At 56.7% G+C, this 11871-nt stretch carries 11 protein-coding genes and 1 pseudogene; 7 read left to right on the plus strand and 5 right to left on the minus strand.

The window, feature by feature from the left end; all coding sequences use genetic code 11:
• From RRF56_RS04045 to RRF56_RS04060, 4 genes are all read right to left on the minus strand, one after another.
• Positions 1-1032, minus strand: a complete 1032-nt coding sequence (locus RRF56_RS04045) for a glycosyltransferase family 2 protein (RefSeq protein WP_317036344.1) — start codon at positions 1030-1032, stop codon at positions 1-3.
• Between the two features lie 91 nt (positions 1033-1123).
• Complete coding sequence (locus tag RRF56_RS04050) at positions 1124-1819, minus strand: C40 family peptidase (RefSeq protein WP_317036345.1); 696 nt, start codon at positions 1817-1819, stop codon at positions 1124-1126.
• A gap of 88 nt (positions 1820-1907) precedes the next feature.
• Positions 1908-3377, minus strand: a complete 1470-nt coding sequence (locus RRF56_RS04055) for a hypothetical protein (protein ID WP_317036346.1) — start codon at positions 3375-3377, stop codon at positions 1908-1910.
• A gap of 283 nt (positions 3378-3660) precedes the next feature.
• Entirely contained in the window at positions 3661-4065 is a 405-nt protein-coding gene (locus tag RRF56_RS04060; protein WP_317036347.1) for an AbrB family transcriptional regulator, read from the minus strand.
• A 492-nt stretch (positions 4066-4557) separates the two neighbouring features.
• Between RRF56_RS04060 and RRF56_RS04065 the strand changes: the two genes are divergently transcribed.
• The 5 genes from RRF56_RS04065 to infC all read left to right on the plus strand — a co-directional run bounded on the left by RRF56_RS04065 (position 4558) and on the right by infC (position 9385).
• A complete protein-coding gene (locus tag RRF56_RS04065; protein WP_317036348.1) occupies positions 4558-5001 on the plus strand; it encodes an RrF2 family transcriptional regulator in 444 nt (147 codons plus the stop codon).
• Positions 4979-6007, plus strand: a complete 1029-nt coding sequence (gene cbiB / locus RRF56_RS04070) for an adenosylcobinamide-phosphate synthase CbiB (RefSeq protein ID WP_317036349.1) — start codon at positions 4979-4981, stop codon at positions 6005-6007. Before RRF56_RS04065 ends, cbiB begins: the two co-directional genes overlap by 23 nt.
• A 135-nt stretch (positions 6008-6142) precedes the next feature.
• Positions 6143-7522: an Eco57I restriction-modification methylase domain-containing protein gene (locus tag RRF56_RS04075; protein WP_410510568.1), complete on the plus strand. Its 1380-nt coding sequence runs from the start codon at positions 6143-6145 to the stop codon at positions 7520-7522.
• A complete protein-coding gene (locus tag RRF56_RS04080; protein ID WP_317036351.1) occupies positions 7519-8472 on the plus strand; it encodes a BsuBI/PstI family type II restriction endonuclease in 954 nt (317 codons plus the stop codon). The genes RRF56_RS04075 and RRF56_RS04080 overlap by 4 nt, the downstream gene beginning before the upstream one ends.
• A gap of 385 nt (positions 8473-8857) precedes the next feature.
• A complete protein-coding gene (gene infC / locus RRF56_RS04085) occupies positions 8858-9385 on the plus strand; it encodes a translation initiation factor IF-3 (protein ID WP_317036352.1) in 528 nt (175 codons plus the stop codon).
• 459 nt (positions 9386-9844) lie between these two features.
• On the opposite strand, the pseudogene RRF56_RS26355 reads toward infC, so the two are convergent.
• Positions 9845-9988 (minus strand): annotated as a pseudogene (locus tag RRF56_RS26355) (response regulator); the annotation flags it as partial.
• A gap of 81 nt (positions 9989-10069) precedes the next feature.
• Here RRF56_RS26355 and pyrR point away from each other — a divergent pair.
• Both pyrR and fni read left to right on the plus strand, forming a co-directional pair.
• Positions 10070-10615 carry a bifunctional pyr operon transcriptional regulator/uracil phosphoribosyltransferase PyrR gene (gene pyrR / locus RRF56_RS04090; RefSeq protein ID WP_317036353.1) on the plus strand — a complete coding sequence of 182 codons (546 nt, stop codon included), beginning with the start codon at positions 10070-10072 and terminating at the stop codon, positions 10613-10615.
• Between the two features lie 109 nt (positions 10616-10724).
• Positions 10725-11768, plus strand: coding sequence for a type 2 isopentenyl-diphosphate Delta-isomerase (fni, locus tag RRF56_RS04095; protein ID WP_317036354.1), 1044 nt, complete (start codon positions 10725-10727; stop codon positions 11766-11768).
• Positions 11769-11871: the final 103 nt, after the last annotated feature.

Raw genomic sequence — 11871 nt, forward strand, 5'->3', positions numbered from 1 at the left:
TCAAGCCTTTGAACCCAGTTGGTGATCAGGGGCAAGGCTGCCCACCACTTCCCGCACACGGTAGATGGGGCGCTGCTGCGACTCGTGGTAGGTGCGCATTAGCAATTCGGCCAGCAGGCCAAAGCTAAACAACTGAATACCCGCCAGCAGCAGCACAACGGCAAGGACCAACAGGGGGCGATCGCCGATATCTTGATCAGCTAAAATCTTCACCAGGGTGAGGTAGACGCCTAGGGCAATTCCCACCGTCATCGACAACAGCCCCAAACTGCCAAAGACATGCATGGGCCGGGTGAGAAACTTTTTCATAAAGTAGACCGTGAGCATATCCATCACCACCCGCAGGGTGCGGCCCAGGCCATACTTGCTGGTGCCAAAGCGGCGGGCATGGTGGCTAACGGGCATTTCGGTAATTCGGGCTCCTTCGATAAAGGCTAGGGCAGGCAAAAAGCGGTGCAGTTCGCCGTAGAGGTTGAGATCGTGAATTACCTCGGCCCGGTAGGCCTTGAGGGAGCAGCCGTAGTCGTGCAGCTCAACACCAGTCACCCCACCGATCAGCCAGTTGGCAATCTTAGACGGAATCAGCCGGGTGAGGGTGTTGTCCTGGCGGTGTTTGCGCCAGCCGCTGACCAGGTCATAGCCCTCGTCGAGGCGATCGAGCAGGCGGGGAATGTCAGCGGGGTCATTCTGCAGGTCGCCATCCATGGTGATCACCACTCGGCCACGGGCGTAGTCAAACCCCGCCGCCATGGCAGCGGTTTGGCCGTAGTTGCGGCGCAAAATCACTGCCCGCAGCTGCGGGTACTGCTGGGCCAGGTCACGCAGGCGATCGCTCGACCCATCGGTCGAGCCGTCATCGACGCCAAGCAGCTCGTAGGTTTGGCCCAAGCCATTGAGCACATCAGTAATGGCGGTCACCAGGGCAGGCAGACTGTCGTACTCGTTGTATATGGGCACCACCACCGAAATCTCTACCGAATCAAGCTGACTAGAGGCAACGGACCGAGGCAAGGCTTGAGTAGAAGGGGGCATAGCAGGTCAAGGTAAAGGGTCAGGCCGACAAGACACACGCCGGTTTTTTTGAGCCTACAGGGGAGACCCCAATGGGGTACTCATGCCCAGCTTACCCCTGGTCGACGGGCCGGGGGCAGTAGCTCGCTACAATTCGCCCAGGGCGACGCAGTTGGCGGTGATAGGCAGCACTGACGGGGTGCGATAAGTCCTCTAAAGAATCGATGCCGATGCCATTGCGGCCCTGGTCTTTTCCTGAGCTGTGAATATAGCGACCCTCGCCCAGGTAGAGGGCAACGTGCTGGGTGCGCTCAGGGCTACCAAAAAAGACTAAATCTCCCGGTATCAGCTCATCCCAGCCGATGGGCTGCGTAAAGGCTTCTTGCTGGTACGAGTCACGGGGCAACCGAATGCCCACCGAGGCGAAGGCGGCTTGCATGAGCCCCGAGCAATCAAAGTTAGGGCCGACGGTGCCGCCCCATAGGTAGGTATTCGGGGTCGCCATGGCTCGCTGGGTAAAGGCAATCACCGCTGGCAGGCGGGGCGCTAGGGCTTGGCGATCGAGGCAAATGGGCTGATAAGCATGCTTTGCGGGGGTGAGGGTGACGCCATCGGCAGCGCTAATCCAGCCGGGGTAGTCGTCTTCGCAAAGCGCCACGGCCCAGGCAGTGGCAGTAGGTTGCGCTGGGGCCAGGCGCAGCTGCCGTCCCACCGCCGCCTGAGTCACCAATCCCTCTAGAGCGGCGGTTTTGTACAGATTTAGCGGCTGGCTACAGCGGTATTCTAGGCCAGAAGACAATACAACCATATTTGCAGTCGGCACTCTTTTTGCCTGGGGCACTCACTTTGTCTCGGGCACTCATCGGGGCGCTAGGGGGAAACGCTACGCTGAAGCCCTAAGTGGGCTTATCGCCAGTATTGCGTACATTGATCACCCGTTTTAGCACGCCAAACCAGAAGGTTGACCCCATCGAGATGGCAAAACCGCTCACCAGCCAGCCCAGTAGCCTGCGGGGAATAAATGGAATTGGCCAATTTTGCTCGGCGGCTAACTGCTGCTGCACCACCACCTCGTTGTACCCCAGGGGAAACGGGATGTCGTCTAGAGCTTGGTTGACCGCCGCTTGCACCTGGCCAATGCTCTCGTTGAAGTTGCCCGGAGATTGGGCTGCCAGTTGGTCGGCGGTCTGGGTAATGGAGCTGCGTAGAATCGGGTCTACGGCCAGGCGACTGGCGATGTGAAAGGAGTCGGCGTTGATCGATACGGCGGTGGCGATGCCAATCAGCAGGGCAACGGCTTTGGCATTGCGCTTGTAGACGCCGGTGGCCCGCTCCATGCCGCGGTCAAACCATTTTTCGAGCTCCAGGCCAAACAGCTTGACATCGTCGCGGGTGGCGTCGGCAGTGGCTTCTACCCGCCGGGCGATCGCCGTTAAACTGTCGTGCAGAGCCGGAGTAATGGGGGCCTGGCGCAACCGATCGATCAGGGCCTGGGCCTCGACGTTTCCCCCCTGGGCCAAATGTCTCAGCTCGTTGTAGGCAGGGCTGTTTTGATCAAAAATATCGAGCAACTGGGCCACGTTGGGCCGCAGTTTGCTGATTAAAGCCGACTTTTCGGTGGGGTTGCTGGCCAACCCGCGCCTGATGTAGTCGAGACGGCGCAAAAAGGTCTCGGTCAGGGGATGATTGTCAGGCAAAATATCCCTGGCCATCAGGCCAAACTCATCGAGCCGGTTGACCAGGCGGTCTAAACTCTCAGGCATGGAGACAATCCCCGCCCGAAAATCGGCCACAATGTGCTGGACCCCCTGCTCTAGCTGTTGCAGTTCAGTGTTGAGCAAAAACTCGTTGCCGGTGTTGGCCTTGAGGTCGCTGAGAATGCTGGCCACGGGAGTGAGGACGCGATCGCGGCCAAACCTATCAATGCGATCGTTGGCCAGCACCTGCCACAGATTGCCTAACTGCATGCGCTCCAGCAAGCTGTTGGCAAAGGCCTCCGGCGGGATGTAGGAAGGGCCGCTGGTTTTGCCGACGCCAAACACATTGCGTTGGCCCGTTAGTGTACGGTAGATGCGACCTATTAAATGGGAAATACGGCGAAACGATCGCGCGATCGACCCCTTGGCCTCTTGATCTAGGCTGCGAATCCAAGGGCTTTCGTAGAGGGCATCGGCCAGTGCCTGGGCCGATGCTTCTTTATCCCGCTCGTTACCCGCCAGCAGCACCTCGATCGACTGCTTGAGGTGCTCGGCTCGCCACTGCAAAAGTGTGCCAATAATTTCTTGCGCTTCACTCGCTAGTAAACTTAAAACAAAAAAGATAAAGACCAGCCCCAGAGCAATGTCTAAAACTATAGGAAAGTTCATAGACTAACCGTACAATCCCGTATTTTCAACACCCAGCCTATCTAGTGTCGGGGCGCTAGCCAAGGCCCTACCCCAAGTCTAGAAAATTAGCTCTCCCAGTCCTTAAAGACGCTTGAAGACAGCTAAAACCAAGTCCAATCAAGCCCAATCAAGCACCGAAAAATGGGCAAGCCAGCCTATCACAGACTTGGTTTGCCCATTGTACTCAAGCGTCTTAAAAACGGATCATACAGTCTATAAACCCGCTCTAAACCCGTTTAAGCCTGCTTAACGATACAGTCACCTATTCATCTTCATCACCTATCAGCGAACCGTTTTCTCCCAGTTGCTTCAGCCGAATGTGCTTACGGCCTAAGGTGATTTCAAACTCGTCGCCGGGCCTTAGGCCCATCTGCTTAGTGTAGGCAGAACCAATTAACAGGTTGCCGTTAGACTGCACTGTGATGCGAAAGCTAGCGCTGCGGCCCCCGCGTCCGTTGCCGTTTTGACTGCTATCAAGCTGAATGCCCTCTGCTTCGATCAGGGCATTGAGAAATTTCATCATATTGACCCTGGGGTTGCCCCCCTTAGTCAAGGTGTAGTAGCCGCAGGCCTTGGCCTTATCTTCTTTGCTGAGATTATCAAGTTCTTTGACCTTTTGCAGTAGCTCTTTGCCGATCAGGGGTTCTATCTGAGTTGCGTTAGCCATTAACTCTCTTCTCGTTCACAACGGTTTGCTCCAGACGTTTTGAGCAGAGGCAGCAAGACGGTTCTGCCTGGCTCTACTTTAATGACAATAGGCAAAATCATACTACAGCGAAATAGGTTTTTGCACTCTTTTTTTTAACTCTATAACATTGCCTCGGCTTAGCCTAAAATAAACCCCCTTTTCCTCTACTTAATACCGCTCAAAAAGATGAGCTTTTTCAATGATTTAGTCCCTTGGTTGGGGCTGAAGGCTTCCCGACCCCTGCTTTTAAGAGGGGCGCAGAGACCGTTCATGTGCCGTATTTGTCAAATGATTTGGAGGGCTGCTGCTATTAACCAGCCGTCTAACCAAGCTAGATTAACCCGGTCTAAGCGTAGGCTGGAGGCGGCCCCTAACTTACACTTAAAGAGGCGAAAGCCCAGTCCTTAAGCCACCACCGCGATCGCACCAGCGTCTTCAAAGGCTAACTTTCCCAAGGAGCCAAATTGGGCTATGAAATTGACCACTCGCGGCCACTACAGCGTTAAGGCGTTGCTTGACTTGGCTCTGCACCCCTCTCGGCAGCCCGTGTCTGTCAGTACTATTGCCGATCGCCAGGGGTTGCCGCCGCCCTACCTCGAAAAACTGTTGATTGACCTACGGCGGGCAGGTATTTTAGAGTCGGTGCGCGGCCCCCAGGGCGGCTACCGGTTGGCCAAACCCGCCGACCAGATTTCCTTGGGCCAAATTTTAGCGGCGGTAGGCGAACAGGTCGACCCGCTGCCACGCCACAGCCCTCAGTCCGACCAAGCTGAAGACTGGGTCACGTTTGCAGTATGGAACCGGCTATCTAAAAAACTTCAAGAAGCTCTCTATAGTATTTCTTTAGAAGATTTGTACTTTGATGCCCGCAGTTGGCAAGCTGCCCAGGGGGATGATGTCAGCTTTGTGGTTTAGCGACCTGGGCCTTAGCGTGGGGGTGCGAGCAATGGTGCTGGGGCTGGCCGCCGCCCTCGATCGCGTTGTGGGCGACCCTTGGGGCTGGCCCCATCCGGTGCAAGCGATCGGGCGGGTGATTAGCTGGGGGGCGATCGCGATTCAGCGGCTCAAACTGCCTCCCAGTGGCGAGCGGGGGTTGGGCGTGATCCTCGGTCTAAGCGTGATTTTTGCCAGTGGGCTAGTGGGCTGGGGAGCTGTGCATCTGGCGGGGATGCTTCATCCTGGGATTGGGTTAGTCTGCGAAGTCGTGCTTTTGGCTAGCTGCTTTGCGGGGCGCAGCCTGCGACAGGCCGCAGAGGATGTGCTCAAGCCGCTGGCCGCCAGAGACATCCCCACCGCGCGGCAGCAGCTGGCGCTCTACGTGGGCCGCGACACGGAGCACCTAGACGAGCCAGAAATCTTGCGGGCAGTGCTCGAAACCGTTAGCGAGAATGCCACCGACGGCGTGTTGGCCCCACTGTTTTACGCGCTGGTGGGGGCGTTTCTGCCTATGGGCAGCGTGCCAGTGGCCTTAGCCTACAAAGCCGCTAGCACCCTCGATTCGATGGTGGGCTACCGGGAAGCCCCCTACACCCACCTGGGCTGGTTTAGCGCTCAGCTAGAGGATCGCCTCACCTGGCTACCCTGCCGACTGACGGTGCTCACCATTGCCCTGCTGTCAGGGCACCCCCGCCAGGTGGTGCGCCTGTGCCGCCGCGATGCCCCCGCTGACCCTAGCCCCAATGCGGGTTGGAGCGAGTGCGCCTACGCCGCTGCCCTGGGGGTACAGCTGGGGGGCCAGAATATATATCGAGGCCAGATCAAAGAGAAGCCGCTGCTGGGAGATGCAGTGGTAGAGATTGGGCGCGATCGCATTCTTGCCGCCCTGGCCCTCACCCGCCGCGCCTTTTTACTGTGGCTGGGGCTGGGTGTCAGTGCTATGGTCACGGTAGCGTTATGGAATAATCAGTACATTAGTTTTTGAGTCAAGATCTCTCGGGGAGACGTCATTTTGGTCGCAGGAGTTGAGAACTTGCAGCTAACTACCGAAAAAGCTGCTGAGCGGCAGCGTAAGGCGCAGCTGGGCCAGTTTTTTACTCCCCCGGCGATCGCCCAATTTATGGCCAGTCTATTTACCCCAGGCTCAACAGACTGTTGCCGCCTCTTAGATGCAGGAGCTGGGGTTGGATCGCTATCCTCAGCGTTTTTAGATCGTTGGGTATCTGGCGACCTCACCTTCAATCGGGTTGAGCTAGATGCTTTTGAAATCGATCAAACCCTGCACAGTGCTCTGGCTCAAACCCTAACCAACTACCAGCAGCACCCCAATTTTTGCCCGACCATTCATCCCAATGACTTCATTCATGCGGCGGCTGACTGGCTCTCTGGCAATTTGTTTGCTACGGCGCTGCCTCAGTACACCCACGCTATTCTAAATCCGCCCTACAAAAAAATTAGAAGCGACTCGCCCCACCGTCTGGCTCTGCGGCGGGCTGGGGTTGAGACCGTCAATCTCTATTCAGCGTTTGTGGCCCTAGCGCTGGCGCTGCTGGGCGACGGAGGGCAACTGGTGGCTATCATCCCGCGCAGCTTTTGCAACGGCCCCTACTATCGCCCGTTTCGCCAGTTGGTGCTGGGCCAGGCGGCAATTCACCACATTCATCTATTTGAGTCGCGTACCCAGGCATTCAAAGACGATGCCGTACTGCAAGAAAATATCATCATCCGGCTAGAACGTGGCGGTTCCCAGGGGCCAGTTAGCGTGTCTACTTCCACCGATGACACCTTTGCCGATTTAGTGACCCACCAATATCCCTTTGGCCAAATTGTCTTACCTGGAGATCTGGAGCAATTTATTCATGTACCCACTTCTCCCGACAACGATGTTCTGACCACTGCCATGGCGGTGCAGCACTCGCTGGCACAACTGGGTCTCAAGGTTTCCACCGGACCAGTGGTTGATTTTCGCGTTAAGCCCTACCTGCGGGCCATGCCCGAGACCAACACGGTACCGCTGATCTACCCCATGCACTGTGTTGATGGCGGTGTGGTATGGCCGATTCCCAATGCCAAAAAGCCCAATGCCATTCAGCGCCACGTTGACACAGACAAGTGGCTCTATGCCAGCGGCTTCTACTGTGTCGTGCGGCGGTTTTCTGCTAAGGAAGAGAGGCGGCGCGTTATGGCCTGCGTAATTGACCCTGCGACCTTTGGCAATGCCGCGATGTTGGGCTTTGAAAATCATCTCAATGTCTTTCATGTCAATCGGGCAGGTCTGCCTCGGCCACTGGCCTATGGTCTAGCGCTATTTCTCAATACCACTGCCATAGACGATCACTTTCGGCGATTCAACGGTCATACTCAAGTCAATGCCACTGATCTAAGGCTGATTAAATACCCCAGCCTAGCCATGCTTACCAGACTGGGAGAATGGGCGATCGCTCAACCCAAGTTAACTCAGACCACCATTGATCGGCAGTTTGAGGCTGAAATGGCATGACCGATCAGGCTGATTACATTCTGGCGGCGAAACAAATTTTGGTTTCTCTAGGGCTACCAAGAGCACAGCAAAACGAGCGGTCTGCCCTAGCTCTACTGGCGTTACTCAACCTGACTCCGGGTAAAGCCTGGTGCGATGCGGAAAATCCACTCCTGGGAATCACGCCCATTATGGATTGGGTGAGGCAACACTACGGTAAAGACTACGCGCCTAATACCCGAGAAACGGTGCGTCGTCAGACCATGCATCAGTTTGTGGATGCAGGTATTGCCCTGTACAACCCAGACCAGCCTAATCGCCCGGTCAATAGCCCCAAGGCCGTTTATCAGATTGAACCTGCTGCGTTGACTTTGTTGCGCACGTTTGGTCAAGCAGCTTGGCATGACGCACTCATAAATTACCTGAGCGATCGCGAAACCCTGCTAGCCCGCTATGCCAAGGAGCGAGTGCATCACCAGGTGCCAGTGCAAATTGCTCCTGGAAAGCGGATTAGCCTCAGCCCCGGTGACCACAGCGAACTTATTAAGCAAGTGATTGAAGCCTTTGCCCCTCGCTTTGCTCCAGGCAGTGTGCTGGTCTATGCCGGAGATCCAGGGGATAAGTGGGGCTATTTTGACGCCGTTCTATTAGCAGAGCTTGGTGTTGTGGTTGATAGCCACGGCAAAATGCCAGACGTTGTGCTGCACTATCCGGCCAAAAATTGGCTACTGCTGGTGGAAGCCGTTACCAGCCACGGGCCAGTAGATGGCAAGCGCCGCAGTGAGTTAACCCAGTCATTTTCGGCCTCTATCGCTGGATTGGTCTATGTCACGGCCTTTCTCAGTCGCTCCATAATGGCCCGCTATCTCGCCGAAATTGCTTGGGAAACTGAGGTTTGGGTGGCCGATGCCCCTTCTCACTTAATTCACTTCAACGGCGAACGCTTCTTAGGGCCATACGCTGAACCCTAAGGTGTCCCGGCGCTACGCCGCCATTTTGGGCCTGACTCTAGGCGTTGGCCTGTTGGTGGGGGCCGCTTGGTTTGTGGACCAGTGGGAGGCGGCGCGACGACAGACCCAGTTTCAGCATTGACACATCGATAGCAGCGAGGGCCAGGGCACCACCGTCACCGTGCAGCTGCCCCTAGAGTGAAGGAACCCATCGACGGGGGGATGTGGCTGTGATCGACCCAGCGTAATGTAGACATTAAGAATACATTAGCCCTGGGCCGACTGAGATGCCTACAGGCTAAGCTCTGAGAGTATCCCAGGATTTGACTGTCTCACGTCTATTTGGCCTCCTCACAGGAGGATCATGAGGACTGTTGGGATAGGCCTAATCCCAGGGAAGCTCGCTATGTACTTCCTGCAGAATTTGGAGATTTGTCCTATCGCTAAAAAACAGAAAGCCATTGTCAACCGCGACATTAGAGACCCTGAAGTGCTGCTGATCACCCAGACAGGTGAAAATCTGGGCATCACCGACACTAGAGAAGCTCTCAGGATGGCCAAAGAGAGCAAGCTCGATCTGGTAGTCGTCTCCCCAAGTGAAGATGGCCCCTCCGTGGCCAAGATCATGGACTATGGCAAGCTTCAGTATCAGCAGAATAAGCGTCAGAAGCAGACTTCTCGCCCCTCCGTTAAAGAGGTCAAGTTTCGTCCCAACATTGGCGAGTCTGACTACACCTTGCGCATCAACCGAGCCACTGAGTGGTTGAGCAAAGGAGATTCGGTCAAGTTTTTAGTGCGGCTGCGGGGCCGAGAGCACCAGCACCGCGATCGCGCCACCGATCTGCTGAACCGGGTTGTAGAGGATCTGAACACCGCCGGTAAGGTGCAATCCTTCGACCACCGCGCCCTCACCCTGTTCCTCTCACCGTCATAACCGGTCGCCAGTACAATCTATCGCTGGCATAACCTGTTTCCAAAGAAAAGCAGGGGTCGCTTGACCCCTGCTTTTCTTTGGAAGACTGTTGCGTACTGAATCTACCTTGGCTATCCCCGGTGAGGCTGGGCAAACACCGTTTGCCCCTACACAAGCCGCCTGTTTGGAATCGGAGTTATATGATGCGAATTTAGTATTACCCTCGAGCCGGAGAGAAGAAAAGTCTTTGGAACAACAGTCTCACCGTCCCCTCCTTGGGAGGGGTAGGGGTGGGTTAGTTGACGCAAATATGGCAACTCATCGCATCTAGAGACTTACATATGCTGCCGTAGTTTTTACCCACCTCACCCTCTGGGCACCCCGCATTGGAAGGAGACAGCGGCACTTCGACCACATATCCCTAACACCCGAAACCTAGCACCTGAAACCCAAGCTAGGGTCAGGGGGTGCAATGGCAGGGTAGGCGTCGGCCCCGGCGTCAAGGCCCACCACCTTGTCGGAGCTGGTATCGCGGGCGGTCAGCATAAGTACGGGGGGGGTGAGGCCGCGATCGCGCACTCGCCGACATAGCCCGATGCCGTCGAGCTTAAGCAGGGTGACATCCTAACCGAGCCCTTTAGGCATGGTTCACAGGCTTTGGGGTCGAGTTATAGTGTGTCTTTACCGGTGTCAGGAGGCCTGCCGATGACTGTGAGCAGCACGGTTGTAGAAATTCTTACCGCTGAGGAATTGCGCCGCACCCTGAACCGGCTGTCCTCAGAAATTGTCGAGCGGGGGGGCGATCTCGATCGCCTCGTGCTGTTGGGTATTCATACCCGAGGGGTGCCGCTGGCTGACCTATTGGCCCAGCAAATTCAGCGGTTGGAGGGGGTAGCGCTACCGGTGGGGTCGATCGATATCACCCTATACCGCGACGACCTCGACAAAATTAGCACCCGCACCCCGGCCCGCACCGAGATTCCCTTTGATATCACCAATAAGGTAGTGGTGCTGGTAGATGACGTCATCTTTAGCGGGCGCACCATTCGTGCGGCCTTGAATGCGGTCATTGACTATGGGCGACCCAGCGCCATTCGCCTAGCGGTGTTGATCGACCGGGGCCATCGGGAGCTGCCAATTCACCCCGATTTTGTTGGCAAGGCGCTGCCGACGGCGAAGGATGAGTCGGTGAAGGTGTTTTTGCAAGCCTCCGATGGGCAGGATGGGGTGCAGCTGTTGAAGCCAGATTAACGGCGGCAACAGCGGGATGGCTCCAGGGTGTTACATCTGTTGTGCGATCGCGTCTAAAGCGGCCCATTCTTTCCTACGATAGGGAGCACTGATTTTCGCCATAGCCACCGTGACTGTACTGCCCGTTGCCCACGAGACCCAGACCCGCAAGGCCGACCATCTACGCATTTGCCTAGAGGGGCCAGTGCAATGTGCCCAGATCACTACTGGGTTAGAGCACTACCGGTTTACCCACTGCTGCCTGCCCGAGCTAGATTGGCACGATATTGACATTAGCACCACCTTTTTGGGCCACCGGTTAGGGGCACCGCTGTTGATCTCCTCAATGACCGGAGGCACCGAGGAGGCCCATCAGATCAACCGGCGGTTAGCGGTAGTGGCTCAGCACTACGGGCTGGCCATGGGGGTTGGCTCTCAGCGGGTGGGGGTAGAAAACCCTGACCTAATGAGTACGTTTGCGGTGAGGTCTCTAGCGCCCGATATCTTATTGCTGGCCAATCTGGGGGCTGTGCAACTCAACTATGGCTACGGTCTCGACCAGTGCCGCCGAGTGGTCGATCAGCTGGCGGCCAATGCCCTGATTTTGCACCTTAACCCCCTCCAGGAGGCGGTGCAGACCCGAGGCGACACCAACTTCAAGGGGCTGCTCAGCAAGATTGAGCAGCTCTGTGCGGCCCTGCCGGTGCCGGTAATCGTCAAAGAGGTAGGCAATGGCATTTCAGCGCCTCTCGTGCGGCGACTGGTCGAGGCTGGCGTAGCTGCGGTAGATGTGGCTGGGGCCGGGGGCACCTCCTGGGCCAGGGTAGAAAGTGAGCGGGCGATCGATGCCCACCAGCGACGGCTGGGGCAAACCTTTGGGGAGTGGGGATTGCCAACCGCTGACTGCCTTGTACGGGCCAGGGCTGTCTCTTCGACATTGCCGTTGATTGCCTCAGGCGGGCTACGCCACGGGCTCGATGTGGCGAAGACGCTGGCCCTGGGAGCCGATTTGGCCGGGCTGGCCATGCCTTTTTTGCGGGCGGCCAGCGAGTCAGAAGCGGCGGTGGCGGCTCTAGCGGATGTGCTCACGGCAGAGATCACGACGGTGCTATTTTGCACCGGGCAGGAGAATGTGGCCGGGCTGCGGCAGCCGGGGGTTTTAGAGCCGGTGTAACCCAAACCACTGTGACACAAAGCGCCCCGGCCAAATCCTGACCGGGGCGCTTTGTGTCAGCAAAACTATAGTAGGGGCACAGCATACTGTGCCCCTACAGGAG

Origin of the sequence: Nodosilinea sp. E11, assembly GCF_032813545.1 — a bacterium.
Taxonomy (GTDB): domain Bacteria; phylum Cyanobacteriota; class Cyanobacteriia; order Phormidesmidales; family Phormidesmidaceae; genus Nodosilinea.